The following is a 17,955-nucleotide window of genomic DNA, read 5'->3' as shown; positions in this document are numbered from 1 at the left end:
ACCGTAGGAGGAGGCACGGATCAGGTCAATGGGTTGAGCAGAATCCGGGACGTCGGACGGCCCGTCTGCAAGGAATTGCGGCGCCGGTGAGCGCGGCGCGACCGGGGCTCAGGCGGGGGCGTATCCGCGGGCGCGCACCAGGTCCAGGGCGAGCCGGGTGAACTCCCGGGCGGCGGCGCTGCGGTAGGCGCTCTCGCGCCGGAGCAGGACGACCGTGCGGGCGGGCAGCGGTGGATCGAGTGCGACCGGCGCGAGCCGCGGGTGCTCGTGCGCGACGGCGTCGGGCAGCACGGTGGCCAGCGGTGTGCGCTGGACGATCTCGGTGAGCGCCTGGAGCGAGTTGGCCTCGACGGCGATGCGCGGGGTGACGCGGTGCCGACCGAGGTAGGCGTCGATGTGCCCGCGCGTCGCGAAGTCGCCGCGCAGCAGGGCGAGTTGGCGCTCGCCCAGCTCGCGCACGGTGAGGGTGGCGGCCTCCGCGGTCGGGGCCGCGACCACGAGGCCGAGGGTCTCGGTGAACAGGGCCGTCGCGGCGATGCCGGGCAGGTGCGGCGCGGCGAAGGCAATGCCGAGGTCGAGCTCGTCGGCGAGCAGCGCCGCCTCGATGCGGTCCTGCGCCAACTCCCTCACGTCCAGGGTGATTCCGGGGTGGCGGGTGTGCAGTTCGGCGACGAGGGGGCCGACGAGGTACGCGGTGAAGGTGGGGGTCACCGCGAGGCGCAGGGTGCCGCGCGAGAGGTCGGCGACGTCCAGGACGGCCCGTTCGGCGGCGGCCAGGTCCCGCAGGGCGCGCCGCGCGTAGTGGGCGTAGGTCTCGCCCGCGTCGGTGAGCCGCACCGCCCGTCCGGTGCGGTCCAGGAGCTGGACGCCGACCGTCCGCTCCAGCTGCTTGATCTGCTGGGACAGGGTGGGCTGGGAGATCCGCAGCTCTTCGGCGGCGCGGGTGAAGCTCCCCTGCTCGGCGACGGCGAGCAGATAGCGCAGATGACGGAGTTCCGGGGCCATGGCCCAACTATAGATGTGACCAATAGCAGGGATCGAAAGTGCGTCTTGGACTCTATAGGCGCAGGTCATGCAGGGTTGTTCTCGTCAGCCCCTCGGGGCCGACCACCATCGAAGGGAGTGACCATGCAAGACCTCGCCGAGGGCGTCGCGCGTTTCCAGCGCGGCGTCTTCCCCGCCAAGGCGGAGCTCTTCGCCCACCTCGCCGCCACCCACCGTCCGAGCACGCTGTTCATCGGCTGCTCCGACGCCCGGGTGGTGCCCGAGCTCATCACCCAGAGCGAGCCGGGCGAGCTGTTCGTCATTCGTACGGCAGGGAATCTGGTGCCTGCCCACACCCCGGGCCCGGACGGCGTCGCGGCGAGCATCGAGTACGCCGTGGCGGTGCTCGGCGTGCGCGACCTCGTGGTCTGCGGCCACTCCGCCTGCGGCGCGATGACCGCGCTCGCCGAAGGCCACGACCTCACCGGCACACCCGCCGTCGCCGACTGGCTGCGGCACGCGGACGCGGCCCCGGCCCACGCGGACACCGCGGACACCGCGGAGCTGGACGCCCTGGTGCGCGGCAACGTCCTGGCCCAGCTCGCGAACCTCGCGACGCACCCCTCGGTGGCCCGCGCCCTGGCCGAGGACCGGCTCACGCTGCACGGCTGGGTCTACGACATCCCGACGGGCACGGTCGAGGAACTCGACACGACGCGCCCCCGCGCCCGCGCCTGACCCCTCGGTCCAGGCCCCAACCCGACCACACCCCACAGGAGTTACCGTGATCCACGCCCAGTTCGACCCCACCGCCCGCCAGGCCCTCGCCGCCACCGCCGTCGAGGCGAAGGTCCGCAAGGACCTGTCGTGGCAGCAGATCGCCGACGCGGCGGGCCTGTCGGTCGCCTTCGTCACCGCGGCCGTGCTCGGCCAGCACCCGCTGCCCGCCGACTCCGCGCGAGCCGTCGCCGCCCTGCTCGGTCTCGACGACGACGCGGCGCTGCTCCTGACCACCGTCCCGAGCCGCGGCTCGATCCCGGGCGCCGTCCCCACCGACCCGACGATCTACCGCTTCTACGAGATGCTCCAGGTGTACGGCACCACCCTGAAGGCCCTGGTCCACGAGGAGTTCGGGGACGGCATCATCAGCGCGATCAACTTCAGGCTGGACGTGCGGAAGGTCGCCGACCCCGAGGGCGGCGAGCGCGCCGTGATCACCCTGGACGGCAAGTACCTCCCCACCAAGCCGTTCTGACCACGGGCGGGTTCCCGGGGGCCCTGCCCCCGGAAACCCGCTCCTCACCCCCCGGACGGGCGGTGCCCGGCCCGCGCCGTGGACCCGCGCACCACCAGCTCCGGCTGGAAGACGAACTCCGTGCGCTGCACGGGAGTCCCCCCGATCTCCTCCAGGAGGGCCGCGACGGCGGCCGCCGCCATCGCCTGCACCGGCTGGCGCACCGTGGTCAGGGGCGGGTCGGTGAACGCGATGAGCTGGGAGTCGTCGAAGCCCACCACCGAGACGTCGCCCGGCACGTGCAGACCGCGCTCACGCGCGGCGCGCACCACGCCGAGCGCCATCATGTCGCTGCCGCAGACGATCCCCGTGCAGCCCTGGTCGAGCAGCGCGCCCGCGGCGACCTGACCTCCCTCCACGCTGTAGAGGGTCGGTTCGACGTAGGCCGCCGCCTCCGGTTCGCGCAGGCCGAGCCGCTCCCCCAGCGCCGCCGTGAACCCCTCGGCCTTGCGGCGCGACGGCGAATAGCGCAGCGGTCCGACCGCGAGTCCGATCCGGGTGTGCCCGAGGTCGGCCAGGTGCCCCACCGCCATCCGGATCGCCGCGTGGTCGTCGAGCGAGACGAAGGGGCCGCGTACCTGCTCGTTGTACCCGTTGACCAGCACGTACGGGACGCCCCGTTCGGCGAGCCCCCGATAGCGGGCCGGGTCGGTGGAGGTGTCGGCGTGCAGTCCGGACAGGAACACGATGCCGTTGACACCGCGCTCCTCCAACTGCTCGACGAGCTCGTCCTCCGTCGCCCCGCCCGGCAGTTGGGTGCAGAGCACCGGGGTGTAGCCGTGGCCCGCGAGGACCTGCTCCACCGCCTGCGCGAAGGCGGGGAAGATCGGGTTCGTCAGCTCCGGGGTGACCAGGCCGATCAGCCCCTCGCTGCGCCGGCGCAGCCGGGCCGGGCGTTCCCAGCCGAGCACGTCGAGGGCCGCGAGCACGCGCTGGCGGGTGGGGTCGGCGACCCCCGGCCTGCCGTTGAGCACACGGCTGACGGTGGCCTCGCTGACGGCGGCCTGGGCCGCTATGTCCGCGAGGCGCGCCGGCTGCGCGGCCTGGCTCACACCGTCCACCACACCGTCGTGTCACCGGGGAGCTCGAACTCCTCGCCGTCCACGGCGAGTTGGGCGCTCGCCAGGATGACGCGGCCGGGCGTGGCGAGGCGCACCGCCCGGCCCGACAGGTTCACCGTGCACACGAAGCCGTCCCGGGCGAAGGCGAGCACGCCCTCGGGCCCGTCGAGCCACTCCACGTCCTCCCCGGCGCCGAGCCCCGGATGGGCGCGGCGAGCCGCGATGGCCCGGCGGTAGAGCTCCAGGGTGGAGTCCGCGTCGCCGGTCTGCGCCTCGACGCTGAGCCCGGCCCAGGAGTCCGGCTGCGGGAGCCAGCTGCCGCCGCTGCCGAACCCGTACGAGCTGCCCTCGACGGTCCACGGGATCGGCACCCGGCAGCCGTCGCGGAAGCCGTCCTGGCCCGCGGCGCGGAAGAACGACGGGTCCTGGCGCACCTCGTCGGGCAGGTCGGTGACGTCGGGCAGGCCCAGCTCCTCCCCCTGGTAGACGTACGCCGAGCCGGGCAGCGCCAGCATCAGGAGGGTGGCCGCCCTGGCCCGGCGCAGGCCGAGCTCGCGGTCGCCCGGGGTGCGCAGCTGGGTGCCCAGGCCCTGCGGGTTGGCGAAGCGGGTGGCGTGCCGGGTGACGTCGTGGTTGGACAGGACCCAGGTGGCCGGGGCGCCGACCGGCCGCATCGCGGCGAGCGAGACGTCGATGACCTCGCGCAGCGCCGCCGCGTCCCAAGGGGCGCCCAGGTACTGGAAGTTGAAGGCCTGGTGGAGTTCGTCCGGGCGTACGTAGTTGGCGGTCCGCTGGACCGTGGGGGTCCACGCCTCGGCGACGGCGATGCGCTCGCCGTCGTACTCGTCGAGGATGGTGCGCCAGGAGCGGTAGATCTCGTGCACACCGTCCTGGTCGAAGAACGGCATGGCGTCGTTCCCGAGCAGCTTGAGCTGGTCGTGGCCGCCGATGTCGGGCAGGCCCGGCGCCTTGACGAGGCCGTGGGCGACGTCGATGCGGAAGCCGTCCACGCCCATGTCGAGCCAGAAGCGCAGGATGGAACGGAACTCGTCGGCGACCGCGGGGTGGTCCCAGTTCAGGTCGGGCTGCTCGGGGGCGAACAGGTGCAGGTACCACGCGCCGTCCTCGGTCCGCGTCCAGGCGGGTCCGCCGAAGATGGACTCCCAGTCGTTGGGCGGCAGTTCCCCGTGCTCGCCCTTGCCGGGGCGGAAGTGGTAGCGGGCCCGCAGCGGCGAGCCCGGGCCCTCCTTCAGGGCGCGCTTGAACCACTCGTGCTGGTCGGAGGAGTGGTTGGGGACGAGGTCGGTGATGATCCTCAGGCCCAGCTCGTGCGCGTCGCGGATCAGCGCGTCCGCGTCGTGCAGGGTGCCGAACATCGGGTCGATGGCCCGGTAGTCGGAGACGTCGTAGCCGGCGTCGGCCTGCGGGGAGGCGTAGAACGGCGAGAGCCAGACGGCGTCCACGCCGAGGTCGCGCAGGTACGGCAGCCGGCTCCGCACGCCTGCGAGGTCGCCCATGCCGTCGCCGTTCCCGTCGGCGAAGCTGCGCGGATAGACCTGGTAGATCACGGCGTCCCGCCACCACTGTGTGCCGGTCTTCCCGGTCAGGCAGTCGGGGGCGGTGAAGTGCTGGGTCATGTCGTCCTTAGGGGTCTGGGGGCGGTCAACCCCCGAGCCTTTGCTGTGCCGGAGCCGGGCGGTGGCCCGGCTCAGCCCTTGGTGGCGCCCGCGGTCATGCCGGTGACCAGGTGCTTCTGCACCAGGTAGAACACGGCGGAGACGGGGATGGCGATGAGTACGGCGGTGGCGGCCATGTAGTTCCACTGGGCGTCGTGCTGGCTCACGAAGCTGGAGAGGCCCACGGCGAGCGTGTACTTGCTGTCGTCGAGCATGAAGGTGGAGGCGAACGCCACCTCGCCCCACGCGGTGAGGCAGGTGTAGAAGGCGGCGACCGCCAGGCCCGGCCGGGCGAGCGGCAGGATGAGGCGGAAGAAGGTGCCGAACGGGGTGAGTCCGTCGACCCGGCCCGCCTCGTCGATCTCGATGGGGATGGAGTCGAAGTACCCCTTGAGCATCCAGGCGCAGTACGGCACCGCGGTGGAGCAGTACACCAGGATCAGGCCGCCGTAGGTGTCGATGAGGCCGAGGTCGCCGAGGATCTGGTACATCGGCACGATCAGCACGGCGATCGGGAACATCTGGGTGACGAGCAGCACCCACATCAGCTTGCGGTAGCCGGGGAAGCGCATCCGGGAGACCGCGTAGCCGGTGGTGGCCGCGAACATCACGCCGATCACGCAGGTCAGCAGGGCGATCAGGGCGGTGTTGCCGAGCCAGGTGAAGAACTTGGTGTGCTCGGTGACGAACGCGTAGTTGGAGAAGGTGATCTTCGACCAGATGCGGCCGGGGTGCAGGTAGTCGTCCTTGTCCGGGCCGAGCGAGATGAAGACCAGCCACGCGATGGGAAACAGGGCGACGAGGCTGGCGACGCTCAGCGCCAGGTGCGACAGGACGGCGGTGCGGCGCCGGCCGTGGTCCCGGGAGACGACCTTGGTAGCCATGGGGGCATCAGACCTGTTCATTGCGGGCCAGCCAGCGACGGTAGAAGGAGGAGAAGACGATCAGGATGGAGAGCAGCAGCACGCCGTAGGTGGCGGACTGCGCGAAGTCGCGGGGCTGCTGTCCGAAGCCGAGCCGGTAGGCCCAGGTGACGAGGATCTGGGCGTCGGGGGCGCCGCCGTTGCCGAACAGCAGGAAGATGATCACGAACTGGTTGAACGTCCAGATGATGCCGAGCAGCACGACCGTGGCGCTGACCGGGCGCAGCCCCGGCAGGGTGACGTGGCGGAAGCGCTGCCAGGCGCTCGCGCCGTCCATCTCGGCGGCCTCGTACAGGTCGGCGGAGATCGACTGGAGCCCGCCGAGCAGCGACACCATCATGAAGGGCACGCCGACCCAGGTGTTGACGAGGATCGCGGCGAGCTGCTGGAAGTGCGGCTCCTCCAGCCACTGGGGCTGCGGCAGGTGGAGCGTGCCGAGCGCGGTGTTGACGATGCCGGAGTCGCTGAGCATCAGCCGCCAGGAGAAGACGGTGACGAAGGTGGGGACGGCCCAGGGCAGGATCAGCATCATCCGGTAGAAGGTGCGGCCGCGCAGCTTCTGGTTGAGCAGCAGGGCGAGCGCGAGCCCGATGACGTAGTGCAGGGTCACGCAGGCGATGGTCCACACGACGGTCCAGATGAAGTGCGACCAGAACCGGTCCCAGGCGGTCGGCCCCCACAGGACGTCCGCGTAGTTGTGCAGCCCGACGAACTCGTAGGTCGCGTCGATGTGGTTGGCGCCGATGGTGCGCGCCGAGTTGAGGCTGTTGGCGTCGGTGAGCGTGTAGTAGACGCCCTGGACGAGCGGATAGAGCACCAGGACGCCGAGCACCACGACGATCGGCGCGACCATCGCGTACGCGTACCAGTGCTTCTGCCAGGACTGCCTGAGGCGCTCCAGCGGCCCCCTGCGCGCCGTGGACGCGTTCGTGGGGGCCGCGCCATCGACGGCAACGGTCATCTCGACACCTTTTCCGGGGAGTTCGGCGGACGTGCGTGCCGCCGGGCCGCCCCCGAGGGGAACGGCCCGGCGGCGGGGCTCACTTGGTGAAGTCGGGGACCAGCTTGGCCATGTCCTGCTGGAGGCTCTGGGTGGCGTCGGCCACGGACTCCTTGCCGTCGGCGACCTTCGGCAGGGTGGTGTCCATCGGGGTCCACAGCGAGCTGTACTCGGGCAGCTCGGGGCGCGGCTGGGCGGCGGCGAGGACGCCCTGGTAGCCGGCGACGCCCGGGTCGGCCTTGACCTGCGCGGTGAAGGCGTCCTCGCGGGTGGGCAGCGTGGAGTTCTTCAGCGCGATGGTCTCCTGGCTCTTGGCCGAGGTCATGAAGCCCACGAACTTCATCGCGGCCGCGGCGTGCGCCTTGTCGGAGCCCGCGTACACGGACAGGTTGTGGCCGCCGGTCGGGGCGCCCGCCTTGCCGGTGGACCCGGCCGGGACGGTGGCGATGCCGAGGTTGGCCTTGTCCGTGAACGCGGAGCCCTTGTAGAAGTTGGTGATCTCCCACGGGCCCTGGATGATCGCGGCGACCTTGCCGTTCACGAAGGCGTCCTGGATGTGGGCGTACGCGTCGGCGGTGACGTCCGCCTTGTGCAGGCCCGGGCCGTCGAACAGGCCCTTCCAGGTTTCGAGTCCCTTGACCGCGGGGGCGCTCGCGATGGTGACCTTCTTGGCGGCCGCGTCCACGGTGTCGGTGCCCTCGCCGTACAGGAACGGCTGCGCGTAGTACCCGGCGGTGGAGCCCCAGTAGCCGTCGACGCCGGCCTTCTCCTTGACGAGCGCGGCGTCCGCCTTCAGCTCGTTCCAGGTGGCGGGGGCCTTGGTGATGCCGGCCTTGGCGAACAGGGCCTTGTTGTAGACGAGCGCCAGGGTGTCGGTGACCAGCGGGACGCCGTAGGTCTTGCCCTGGAACTGGGCCTGCTTGATCAGGTTGGGCCGGAACTTGGCCTGGTCGGTGAGGGCGTCGGTGCCGTCGAGCGGCAGGAAGTAGCCCTTCTTCGCGAACGCGGGCGTCCAGCCGACCTCGGCGCGCAGCACGTCCGGGGCGCCCTTGGCGCCGGCGGCGGTGTCGAACTTGTTCTGCGCCTGGTCGAAGGGGACGTTGACGTACTTCACCTTGATCGTCGGGTTCGCCTTCTCGAACTCCGTGACCAGCGCCTGGTAGGTCGGCGCCTCGTTCGTGGCGTTCGAGGTGTCCCACCAGGTGATGGTGACGGGGCCGTCCGCCTTGCCGCCGTCACTGTCGCTGCCACCGCAGGCCGTCGCCGCGAGCGCCAGGGTCGCCGCGATCGCGGTGGCCGCTATGCCACGTCGCATGAGAACTCCTTCACTGGGTGCCGCTCCATCACGGCGCCGGATCGCCAGGAACGTAACAAGGATGAAAGGAGTCCGAAAGACCTTGCGAAGAATTTCTGCAAGGGCCGCTGATCGTTACGTCAGCGTGTCCGCACGGTTGCCGTTGTGCGCCTTGTCAAAGCCGGTGCGGCTGGTCCATATGCGCCTGCGGAGGCCCTGCAAGACTTCCGCAAGACCTTGCAGGACTGTTACTTTCGAGGGCCATCGGCGTTGATCGGGTAGACGCAGGGTTTTCGAGAGGGACCACACATGACGCAGGAGCTGACGACCGCCGCCGTCACCCACGCCCGCCCCGGCCCCCGGACCGGCTGGTGGCGCGACGCCGTGATCTACCAGGTGTACGTCCGCTCCTTCGCGGACGGCGACGGAGACGGCATCGGCGACCTGCCCGGCATCCGGGCCCGGCTGCCCCATGTGAAGGACCTCGGGGCCGACGCGGTCTGGCTCACCCCCTTCTACGCGTCCCCGCAGGCCGACGGCGGCTACGACGTGGCCGACTACCGGACGGTGGACCCGCTCTTCGGTTCTCTGTCCGACGCGGACGACCTGGTGCGCGAGGCCCACCGGCTCGGCCTGCGCGTCATCGTCGACGTCGTCCCCAACCACACCTCCGACCAGCACCCCTGGTTCCGCGCGGCGCTGGCCGGCGGTCCCGAGCGCGAGCGCTACCACTTCCGCCCCGGAAAGGGCGAGCACGGTCAACTCCCGCCCAACGACTGGGAGTCGGTGTTCGGCGGCCCCGCCTGGACCCGCGTCCCGGACGGCGACTGGTACCTGCACCTGTTCGCCCCCGAGCAGCCCGACCTCGACTGGGACCATCCGGCGGTGCGCGCCGAGTTCGACTCCGTGCTCCGCTTCTGGCTGGACCTCGGCGTCGACGGCTTCCGCATCGACGTGGCCCACGGCATGGTCAAGGCGGCGGGCCTGCCCGACATCGGCGCGAGCGAGCAGGCCAAGCTCATCGGGAACCAGGTGCTCCCCTTCTTCGACCAGGACGGCGTCCACGAGATCCACCGGGCCTGGCGCGCGCTGCTGGACGGCTACGACGGCGAGCGCGTCGCGGTCGCCGAGGCCTGGGCCCCCTCCCCCGAGCGCCTCGCCCTGTACGTACGCCCCGACGAACTGCACCAGGCCTTCAACTTCCAGTTCCTGACGTGCGGTTGGGACGCCGAGCAGATGCGCGCGACCGTCGACGCCTCGCTCGCCGCGACCGCCGCGGTCGGCGCCCCCACCACCTGGGTGCTCTCCAACCACGACGTCGTACGCCATGTGACCCGCTACGGCGGCGGCGAGCGGGGCCTGCGCCGGGCCCGCGCCGCGACCCTGTTCACCCTGGCCCTGCCCGGCTCCGCCTACCTCTACCAGGGCGAGGAGCTGGGCCTGCCCGAGGTCACCGACCTGCCCGACGAGCTGCGCCAGGACCCGGCCTTCCACCGCGCCGCGGGCCAGGACGGCTTCCGCGACGGCTGCCGGGTGCCGATCCCGTGGACCGCGGACGGCCCGAGCCAGGGGTTCGGGCCGTCCGCGGCCTGGCTGCCGCAGCCCGACTCGTGGCGCGCGCTCAGCGTCGCCTCCCAGTCGGGCGACCCGCACTCGACCCTGGAGCTCTACCGCGCGGCGCTCGCCCTGCGCCGCGAGCTGCCGGGCCTGGGCGACGGCACGATGGACTGGCTCCCGGCGCCCGAGGGGGTGCTCGCCTTCGCCCGGCCCGGCTTCGCGTGCACCCTCAACACCCTGGACCACGCGGTCCAACTCCCGCTCCCGGGACGGCCGCTGCTCACCAGCGGCGCCGTCGAGTTCGGCCCGTCGAGCGTCCTGCTCCCGGCCGAATCCGCGGTCTGGTGGGCAATCTGACGTGCGACCGGTACAGTCCAATCCCGTGACCGCACGGCTCGCCGACATCGCAGCCCAGGCGGGGGTCAGCGAAGCCACAGTCAGCCGCGTGCTCAACGGCAAGCCCGGTGTGGCCGCGGGCACCCGCGAATCCGTTCTCGCCGCACTCGACGTGCTGGGCTACGAGCGGCCCGTACGACTGCGCCGCCGCAGCGCGGGGCTCGTCGGCCTGATAACGCCGGAGCTGGAGAACCCGATCTTTCCCGCCCTCGCCCAGGTCATCGGCCAGTCGCTGACCCGGCAGGGATACACCCCGGTGCTCGCGACCCAGACGCCCGGCGGCTCCACCGAGGACGAGCTCACCGAGATGCTGGTGGACCGGGGCGTCTCCGGGATCATCTTCGTCTCCGGACTGCACGCGGACACCACCGCCGACATGGAGCGCTACGAGCAGCTGCGCGCCCAGGGCGTCCCGTACGTGCTGGTGGACGGCTTCTCGCCGAAGGTGCAGGCGCCCTTCATCTCGCCCGACGACCGGGCCGCGATGCGCCTGGCGGTAACCCACCTCGCCGCGCTCGGCCACACCAGGATCGGCCTGGCCGTGGGCCCCAAGCGCTTCGTGCCGGTGCTGCGCAAGATCGAGGGCTTCACGGCCGGCATGCAGGACCGGCTCGGGCTGAGCCTCACCGAGGCGGAGTCGCTGATCCAGCACTCGCTGTACACCCTGGAGGGCGGCCAGGCCGCCGCCGCCGCGCTGATCGCGCAGGGCTGCACCGCGGTGGTGTGCGCCAGCGACATGATGGCGCTCGGCGCGATCCGGGCCGCGCGCCAGGCGGGCCTGGAGGTGCCGCGTGATGTCTCTGTGGTGGGGTTCGACGACTCTCCGCTGATAGCGTTCACCGATCCACCGCTGACCACCATCCGCAAGCCGGTGACGGCGATGGGCCAGGCGGCGGTCCGCGCCCTCCTGGAGGAGGTCGGGGGCACCCCCGCCCCGCACAGCGAGTTCGTGTTCATGCCCGAGCTGGTCGTACGCGGTTCAACCTCGGGAGCCAGGCCCCGAAGCCGACCCTGACGTACACCGGGAAACCTCGTCCTTGGGGAGTAGCAGGTGCGGAGCGAACCCGACCGGAGGATGATCGGCGGGGGGTATGTGCATCTGGCAGACTCTCTTCCCATGGGTGAAATGACCGTGAAGACTCTGGAAGGCCGGACGGCCGCTCCACCGGACGAGCCGTCGGCCTCACCCACCCCTTCCGAACCGGGACGTACCGGCTTTTTCGCCCGGCTCAGAGGCGTGCGCATGCCGTGCCGCCCACGCATCTGGTTCGAAGTGCTTCTGATCGCGGTGAGTTACTGGGTGTACTCACTGATCCGCAACGCGGTGCCGGAGCAGAAGGCGCAGGCGCTCAAGAACGCCGACTGGATCTGGAGCGTCGAGCACCACCTCGGCATCGCCGTGGAGCGGTCGGTCAACCATGCCGTGGATTCGGTGACATGGCTCATCGTCGGCATGAACTACTACTACGCCACGCTGCACTTCATCATCACCATCGGTGTCCTGGTGTGGCTGTTCCGTAGTCACCCCGGCCGCTACGCGGCGTCACGGCTTGCCCTCTTCGCGACTACTGGCGTCGCCCTGGTCGGCTACTACTTCTTCCCGCTGGCGCCGCCGCGCCTGATGAACGGCGGCGGCTTCATCGACACGGTCCTGGTCCACCACACCTGGGGCTCCATGGCCTCGGGCGACCTGAAGAACATGTCGAACCAGTACGCGGCGATGCCGTCCATGCACATCGGGTGGTCGACCTGGTGCGGCCTGACGATCTTCGCGCTCGCGTCCGCGCCCTGGGCGAGGATCCTCGGCCTGCTGTACCCGGCGGCCACCCTGGTCGTGATCGTCTCCACGGCGAACCACTTCTGGCTGGACGCGGTGGGCGGGCTGCTGTGCCTGAGCTTCGGCGTCCTGGTCTCCCGCGCGTGGTACGGCAGCCTCCCCCACCACCTCCCGAAGCTGGTGGACGGCGCTCCCTCTCGGCGCCGGCCCGCGCCTTCGGCCCGTCCGGCGTTCGAGGACGAGCGCCCATAAGGAGCGAAACGGGGTCTGGGGCAGAGCCCCAGGGGCTCCGCGAGCCCAGCCCCGCCGCGCCGCGGGCTACAGGTGGGCCCCGTAGAACAGCTCCTCGACGACGGCCCGCGCCCTGCGCGTGAGGCGCCGGTAGTCCTCCAGCATGTCCCCGACGTGCCCGGGCTCGTACCCCAGGTACCGCCCGACCGCGGCCAGCTCCCGCCCGTCGGACGGGAAGGTGTCCCCGGCCCGGCCGCGGACCAGCATGACCCCGTTGCGCACCCGCGTCGCCAGCACCCACGCCTCGTCCAGTATCGAGGCGTCCTCGGTGTTGATGAGCCCGGCCGCGTGGGCGGCGGACAGCGCGTGGCGGGTCCGCGTGGTGCGCAGGCCCGGCAGCTCCCAGCCGTGCCGCATCTGAAGCAGCTGCACCGTCCACTCGACGTCGGACAGGCCGCCCCGGCCGAGCTTGGCGTGCAGGGTGGGGTCGGCGCCGCGCGGCATCCGCTCGGACTCCATGCGGGCCTTCAGGCGCCGGATCTCGCGCACCGCCTCGTCCCCGAGGCCCTCCACCGGGTACCGCAGCGGGTCGATCAGCTCGATGAAGCGGGCCCCGAGGTCGGCGTCGCCCGCCATCACCTCCGCGCGCAGCAGCGCCTGGCTCTCCCAGACCAGCGACCAGCGCCGGTAGTACGCCTCGTACGACTTGAGGGTGCGCACCATGGGGCCCGACTTGCCCTCCGGCCGCAGATCGGCGTCTATCAGCAACGGCGGGTCGGCGGTGGGGAGTTGGAGGAGCCTGCGCATCTCGGCGACGACCCGGTTGGCGGCCCGGGCGGCCTCCTGCTCGTCCACGCCCTCGCGGGGCTCGTGCACGAACAGGACGTCCGCGTCGGAGCCGTAGCTCAGCTCGTGGCCGCCGAAGCGGCCCATGCCGATGACCGCGAAGCGGGTGGGCAGGGTGTCGCCCCACTCGGCCCGCACCGCGGCGCGCAGCGCGCCCGCGATGGTGGCCGCGTTCAGGTCGGTGACCGCGTTGCCGACCCGGTCGACGAGCGCGCCCGGGTCCTCCTCGGCGGGGCTGTCCTCGGTCCCGTACGAGCCGATGAGGTCGCCGGCGGTGGTGCGGAACAGTTCGCGGCGGCGCACCCCACGGGCGGCGGCGACCGCGCCCTCGGCGGTCTCGGCGCGGCCGACGGCGGCGAGCACCTCCTGTTCCAGGTGGTCCCGGCCGCGCGGGGCGAGCCCGTCCGGGTCGCCCAGGATGGCGACCGCCTCGGGTGCGCGAAGCAGCAGGTCGGGGGCGAGCCGGCCGGCCGAGAGGACCCGGGCCAGGTTCTCGGCGGCGGCGCCCTCGTCGCGCAGCAGCCGCAGGTACCAGGGGGTCTTGCCGAGCGCGTCGGAGACCTTGCGGAAGCCCAGCAGTCCCGCGTCCGGGTCGGCCGAGTCGGCGAACCAGCCCAACAGGACGGGCAGCAGGGTGCGTTGGATGGCGGCCTTGCGGCTCACGCCCGAGGACAGCGCCTCCAGGTGGCGCAGGGCGGCCGCCGGGTCGGCGTAGCCGAGGGCTTCGAGGCGGTGGGCGGCGGCGCGGGCGCTGAGCCGGGTCTCGCCGGGGGCGAGCTGGGCGACCGCGTCCAGGAGCGGCCGGTAGAAGAGCTTCTCGTGCAGTCGGCGCACCACCGAGGCGTGCCGCTTCCACTCCTTGTTGAGGCTGACCACGGGCTCGGTGCGCAGCCCGAGCGAGCGGCCGAGCCGGCGCAGATCGGCCTCGTCCTCCGGCACCAGGTGGGTGCGGCGCAGCCGGTAGAGCTGTATGCGGTGCTCCATGGCGCGCAGGAAGCGGTACGCCTCGTCGAGCTGGGCGGCGTCCGCCCGGCCCACGTAGCCTCCGGCCGCGAGCGCCGCGAGGGCGTCCAGGGTGGTGCCGCTGTGCAGGGTGGCGTCACTGCGCCCGTGCACCAACTGGAGCAGCTGTACGGCGAATTCGACGTCGCGCAGGCCGCCGGGGCCGAGCTTGAGCTCGCGCTCGACCTGGGCGGCGGGGATGTTGTCGACGACTCTGCGCCGCATCTTCTGGACGTCGGCGACGAAGTTGTCCCGCTCGGCGGCCTGCCACACGAGCGGGGAGACGGCGTCGAGGTAGTCCTGGCCGAGCTCGGGGTCGCCCGCCACCGGCCGGGCCTTGAGCAGCGCCTGGAACTCCCAGGTCTTGGCCCAGCGCTGGTAGTAGGCGAGGTGGCTGGAGAGCGTGCGCACCAGCGGGCCGTTGCGGCCCTCGGGGCGCAGGTTGGCGTCGACGGGCCAGATGACGCCCTCGACGGTGGTCTCCGAGCAGATCCGCATGAGGTGGGCCGCGAGCCGGGACGCGGCCTGCATCGCCTTGCCCTCGTCGGCGCCGTCGGCCGGTTCGGCGACGAAGATCACGTCCACGTCGGAGACGTAGTTGAGCTCGTGTCCGCCGCACTTGCCCATCGCGATCACCGCGAGCCGGCACTGGGCGGCGTCGGCGGGGGCCGCGGTGCGGGCGATGGCGAGGGCGGCGCGCAGGGTGGCGGTCGCGAGGTCGGCCAGCTCGGCGGCGGTCTGCGCCACGTCGGTGGTTCCGCACACGTCGCGGGCGGCTATGGCCAGCAGGCACCGCCGGTAGGCGACCCGCAGCGTCACCGGGTCGACGGCGCCGGCGAGGCCCCGCTCGAACTCGGCGACCCCGGGGTGCAGGTCCGCCGCCTCGTAGGTGACCAGGGCGTGCCAGTCGCGGGGGTGGCGGGCCAGGTGGTCGCCGAGCGCCTCGGAGGCGCCGAGCACACCGAGCAGCCGGTCGCGCAGCGGTTTCGCGCCGGCGAGGGTGTCCAGGAGCGCGCGCCGCTCGTCGGCGTCCTGCGCCTCCACGAGACGGACGAGGCCGAGGAGGGCCAGATCGGGGTCGGCGGTGGCGCCCAGCGCGTCCAGGAGCACCGGGTCGGACCGTACGGGTGCGAGTTCGGGGCTCTCCAGAAGGCGCTCGGCGGCCGAGGGATCGGTGAAGCCATGCCGCAGCAGCCGTGTGAAGGTGCTGCTCCTGCGCCCCGGCACGGTCATCTGGCCGCCTCCCACCTCGTACGTACGCCCGCACGCCCGGTCGGGGGTTCCCGGAACCGGCCCACCCGATCAAGACCCGGATTCCGAGCCTAGCCGCAGTAGGGGCCGCGGGGCCCGGCGAGGTGCCCCCGGGCGGCCGGTCCCGGACCGTCCCGGCCGGGGACGCGCACGGGCCGCCCAAAGGGCCGACCGGCACCACGGGCGGGGGCCGACGGGCCCGGGACCCTCTACCCGAAAGACCCGAAAGAGCCGGAGGGAACCCTTCACGGCCGGTGACGGCCGCTCGACATTCGGCGACTTTCCGGACATACGGAAGGTGAACTACCGCCCCGTGGTGTCCACTTCGCGGCATTTCATGCCGGACTTGGAGGGATTTAGGGCGAATTCGGGGTGATCAAGGCCACACGATTTGCCATCGAGTCCGAATGAACCCGATTCTTGGACCTTTCGTCTTCCATGCCGATCAGGTTCTGACCAGACCTGATCGAGCACTCACGACCGGGCTCGGCGAGGACGTGCTCACGCACTGACCCCGGCCACCCAGGCCGCCCGTACCGAAAGACCGTACCCATGAAGTCCAGGCTGCCGCTGCGTTCCGCGCTGCTCTCCCGCCGTGGCGCCGTCGCCGGCTCCGCGCTCGCCGCCGTGCTCATCACGGGCGGCGTCTTCGCCGAACTCGCCATCTCCGACACCGAGGGACAGGACACCCCGGGCGGTCACGCCTCGGGCGCTCCGGCCGCGGTGGCGTCGGGGCCGGTGCGGCCCGAGAGCGGCTCGGTGATGCAGGTCATCGCCCACCCCGACGACGACCTGTTCTTCATGAACCCGGACACCGGCCAGTCGCTGCGCTCGGGCCGCCCCATGACGTCGGTGTACGTCACGGCCGGCGAGGCGGACGGCGTGAACGCCCCGCCGCCGAAGAAGCCGGGCGGCCCCAAGCCGCTGGTCGACAAGGCGAAGTACGCCGAGGCCCGCCAGAACGGCATACGCGGGGCGTACGCGCAGATGGCCACGGGCGACCGGGCCAGCTCGTGGACGCGCGCCTCCATACCCACCTCCGGCGGTGGCACCGCCGAGGTCGACACGCTCAACGCGCACCCCGACATCCACCTGGTGTGGGTGCAGCTGCGCGAGGCGGGCTCCATCAACGGCAACCAGCCGCACAGCCTGCGCGGCCTGTGGAACGGCCAGGTCTCCGAGCTCGCCTCGCAGATCGCCTCCGGCAGCCCGGCCAAGGCCTTCACGTACACGAAGGACCAGGTCGTCAAGACGCTCGCCGGTCTGATGGAGCGCTTCAGGCCCACACACGTGCGCACCCTCGACCCGACCCCGGGCAAGGAGGGCAAGCTGCACAAGATCATCGATCACCAGGACCACATCTACAGCGCCCGCTTCGCGCAGGCCGCGCTGCAGCTGTACGCGAAGTCCGTGAACCACCCGAACTTCAGCGTGCAGACGTACTTCGGCTACAACACCAGCTACCTGCCGCACACCTTCGCCAAGCCGGCCGCCGACGCCAAGGCCGACATCGTCAAGACGTACGCCTGGATGAACCCGGACGACAACTACTGCGCCAGCACCGCCGGCTGCGGCGACCGCAAGGTGTCGGTCCGCCCGTACGGCAACAACTGGGCCCAGTCGGTCCGTTACAGCCGCACCAACTCCACCTCCTGGCTCCAGTCCGGCAAGGACGGGAGCCTGTGGGCCTTCGGCGTGCTCGACCAGCGCCTCGCGGTGTGGCACAAGGCGCCCGGCGCGGACGGCGCCTGGGGCGAGCCCAGGCTGCTGCCCGGTGACGGCATGGACTCCGGGGTGAGCGCGACGCGCCTGCCGGACGGCCGGCTCGCCGTGTTCGGCACCCGCACCCTGTTCGGTGCCGGGCTCACCGACTACCGCCGCGAGGCGGTGGCCGCGGTGCAGACCGCCCCGGGCGGGGACTTCGGGCCGTGGCGTTCGCTCGGCTCGCCCGACCACAGCGGCACCAACGGCGTCTTCGACATGTCGACCCCGACCGCGGCCGTGGACGGCACCGGGAAGCTCTCCGTGTTCCTGCGCGGCGACGACCGCCAGCTGTACTCCGCGACGCAGGACGCGAACGGCTCCTGGGGCCCGTGGACCGTCCTCGGCGGCGTCAACATGGCCGGCGACCCGGTCGCCACCACCGACGGCGCGGGCCGCGTCCACGTCTTCTCCAGCACCCCGAAGACCGTGCTGACCTGGGCCCAGCCGAAGGCGGGGGCTCCGATGCCGGCGCGCGCGGTCGAGACGAAGCTGCCGCCGAACACCACGGGCCTGTCGGCCCGGCCGGAGGGCGACGGGGTCCGCGTGTACTACCGCAAGGTGGACTCGGGCAACGTCCAGAGCGTGCTGTTCACCGGCGTGACCCCCTCGGCGGTCACCGACCTCGGCGACACCTCCGGCTACGGCATGGTCGGCGCGGCCGGACCGCTCCTGGCCGGCCGCACCGCGTCCGGCGCGCTCGCCAGCCTGGAGCCGGGCACCGACGACCCGCGGTGGAAGTCCGACGGCACCATCCTGTTCACCGGCGCGCCCTCGGCGGTCGAGAACGACGGGGACACCGCGGCCGCCGCGATCGGCCTGGACGGCCGGCTGTACTGGACGCGGACCGCGGGCGCCGACGGCCCGGCCTCGCCCTGGAAGCCCGCCGCGAACTGACCGCC

The 17,955-nt window shown here is 72.0% G+C and carries 13 protein-coding genes; 6 read left to right on the top strand and 7 right to left on the bottom strand.

Annotated features, from left to right (window positions below; translation table 11 throughout):
• Nucleotides 1–108: 108 nt before the first annotated feature.
• The gene (cynR, locus tag AC07F3_RS08775) at nt 109–1,005 is read right to left on the bottom strand and encodes a transcriptional regulator CynR (RefSeq protein WP_479111796.1); all 897 of its coding nucleotides are present in this window, start codon (nt 1,003–1,005) and stop codon (nt 109–111) included.
• Between the two features lie 123 nt (nt 1,006–1,128).
• Here cynR and AC07F3_RS08770 point away from each other — a divergent pair, with 123 nt between their 5' ends.
• Nucleotides 1,129–1,722, top strand: coding sequence for a carbonic anhydrase (locus AC07F3_RS08770; RefSeq protein WP_479111954.1), 594 nt, complete (start codon nt 1,129–1,131; stop codon nt 1,720–1,722).
• A gap of 46 nt (nt 1,723–1,768) precedes the next feature.
• The gene (gene cynS / locus AC07F3_RS08765; RefSeq protein ID WP_479111794.1) at nt 1,769–2,239 is read left to right on the top strand and encodes a cyanase; all 471 of its coding nucleotides are present in this window, start codon (nt 1,769–1,771) and stop codon (nt 2,237–2,239) included.
• 44 nt (nt 2,240–2,283) lie between these two features.
• On the opposite strand, the gene AC07F3_RS08760 is transcribed toward cynS, so the two are convergent.
• The 5 genes from AC07F3_RS08760 to AC07F3_RS08740 form a co-directional block, all read right to left on the bottom strand.
• Complete coding sequence (locus tag AC07F3_RS08760; RefSeq protein ID WP_479111792.1) at nt 2,284–3,330, bottom strand: LacI family DNA-binding transcriptional regulator; 1,047 nt, start codon at nt 3,328–3,330, stop codon at nt 2,284–2,286.
• On the bottom strand, nt 3,327–4,976 hold the full coding sequence (locus AC07F3_RS08755) for a glycoside hydrolase family 13 protein (protein WP_479111790.1): 1,650 nt from the start codon (nt 4,974–4,976) through the stop codon (nt 3,327–3,329). Before AC07F3_RS08755 ends, AC07F3_RS08760 begins: the two co-directional genes overlap by 4 nt.
• A 71-nt stretch (nt 4,977–5,047) precedes the next feature.
• Nucleotides 5,048–5,899: a sugar ABC transporter permease gene (locus AC07F3_RS08750; RefSeq protein WP_479111788.1), complete on the bottom strand. Its 852-nt coding sequence runs from the start codon at nt 5,897–5,899 to the stop codon at nt 5,048–5,050.
• Nucleotides 5,900–5,906: 7 nt separating this feature from the next.
• Nucleotides 5,907–6,899, bottom strand: coding sequence for a carbohydrate ABC transporter permease (locus AC07F3_RS08745; protein WP_479111786.1), 993 nt, complete (start codon nt 6,897–6,899; stop codon nt 5,907–5,909).
• A gap of 79 nt (nt 6,900–6,978) precedes the next feature.
• The gene (locus AC07F3_RS08740; RefSeq protein ID WP_479111784.1) at nt 6,979–8,253 is read right to left on the bottom strand and encodes an extracellular solute-binding protein; all 1,275 of its coding nucleotides are present in this window, start codon (nt 8,251–8,253) and stop codon (nt 6,979–6,981) included.
• A 288-nt stretch (nt 8,254–8,541) separates the two neighbouring features.
• Here AC07F3_RS08740 and AC07F3_RS08735 point away from each other — a divergent pair, with 288 nt between their 5' ends.
• From AC07F3_RS08735 to AC07F3_RS08725, 3 genes are all read left to right on the top strand, one after another.
• Nucleotides 8,542–10,146 carry a glycoside hydrolase family 13 protein gene (locus AC07F3_RS08735; RefSeq protein ID WP_479111782.1) on the top strand — a complete coding sequence of 535 codons (1,605 nt, stop codon included), beginning with the start codon at nt 8,542–8,544 and terminating at the stop codon, nt 10,144–10,146.
• Nucleotides 10,147–10,171: 25 nt separating this feature from the next.
• Nucleotides 10,172–11,200, top strand: coding sequence for a LacI family DNA-binding transcriptional regulator (locus AC07F3_RS08730; protein WP_479111781.1), 1,029 nt, complete (start codon nt 10,172–10,174; stop codon nt 11,198–11,200).
• Nucleotides 11,201–11,302: 102 nt separating this feature from the next.
• Nucleotides 11,303–12,214 (top strand): phosphatase PAP2 family protein, encoded by a 912-nt coding sequence (locus AC07F3_RS08725; protein ID WP_479111779.1) that lies wholly within the window; start codon nt 11,303–11,305, stop codon nt 12,212–12,214.
• Nucleotides 12,215–12,280: 66 nt separating this feature from the next.
• On the opposite strand, the gene AC07F3_RS08720 is transcribed toward AC07F3_RS08725, so the two are convergent.
• On the bottom strand, nt 12,281–15,274 hold the full coding sequence (locus tag AC07F3_RS08720; protein WP_479111777.1) for a bifunctional [glutamine synthetase] adenylyltransferase/[glutamine synthetase]-adenylyl-L-tyrosine phosphorylase: 2,994 nt from the start codon (nt 15,272–15,274) through the stop codon (nt 12,281–12,283).
• A 570-nt stretch (nt 15,275–15,844) separates the two neighbouring features.
• Here AC07F3_RS08720 and AC07F3_RS08715 point away from each other — a divergent pair.
• A complete protein-coding gene (locus tag AC07F3_RS08715; protein ID WP_479111775.1) occupies nt 15,845–17,950 on the top strand; it encodes a PIG-L family deacetylase in 2,106 nt (701 codons plus the stop codon).
• Nucleotides 17,951–17,955 lie beyond the last annotated feature (5 nt).

This window comes from Streptomyces sp. NPDC045846 (assembly GCF_056431605.1).
This window is presented reverse-complemented; position numbering and strand designations above follow the sequence as displayed.

What these genes read in the sequence shown, in the direction of transcription:
- cynR (WP_479111796.1), bottom strand. Translation starts at nt 1,005, where the DNA reads ATGGCCCCGGAACTCCGTCATCTGCGCTATCTGCTCGCCGTCGCCGAG.
- AC07F3_RS08770 (WP_479111954.1), top strand. Translation starts at nt 1,129, where the DNA reads ATGCAAGACCTCGCCGAGGGCGTCGCGCGTTTCCAGCGCGGCGTCTTC.
- AC07F3_RS08755 (WP_479111790.1), bottom strand. Translation starts at nt 4,976, where the DNA reads ATGACCCAGCACTTCACCGCCCCCGACTGCCTGACCGGGAAGACCGGC.
- AC07F3_RS08750 (WP_479111788.1), bottom strand. Translation starts at nt 5,899, where the DNA reads ATGGCTACCAAGGTCGTCTCCCGGGACCACGGCCGGCGCCGCACCGCC.
- AC07F3_RS08745 (WP_479111786.1), bottom strand. Translation starts at nt 6,899, where the DNA reads ATGACCGTTGCCGTCGATGGCGCGGCCCCCACGAACGCGTCCACGGCG.
- AC07F3_RS08740 (WP_479111784.1), bottom strand. Translation starts at nt 8,253, where the DNA reads ATGCGACGTGGCATAGCGGCCACCGCGATCGCGGCGACCCTGGCGCTC.
- AC07F3_RS08735 (WP_479111782.1), top strand. Translation starts at nt 8,542, where the DNA reads ATGACGCAGGAGCTGACGACCGCCGCCGTCACCCACGCCCGCCCCGGC.
- AC07F3_RS08725 (WP_479111779.1), top strand. Translation starts at nt 11,303, where the DNA reads ATGGGTGAAATGACCGTGAAGACTCTGGAAGGCCGGACGGCCGCTCCA.
- AC07F3_RS08720 (WP_479111777.1), bottom strand. Translation starts at nt 15,274, where the DNA reads ATGACCGTGCCGGGGCGCAGGAGCAGCACCTTCACACGGCTGCTGCGG.
- AC07F3_RS08715 (WP_479111775.1), top strand. Translation starts at nt 15,845, where the DNA reads ATGAAGTCCAGGCTGCCGCTGCGTTCCGCGCTGCTCTCCCGCCGTGGC.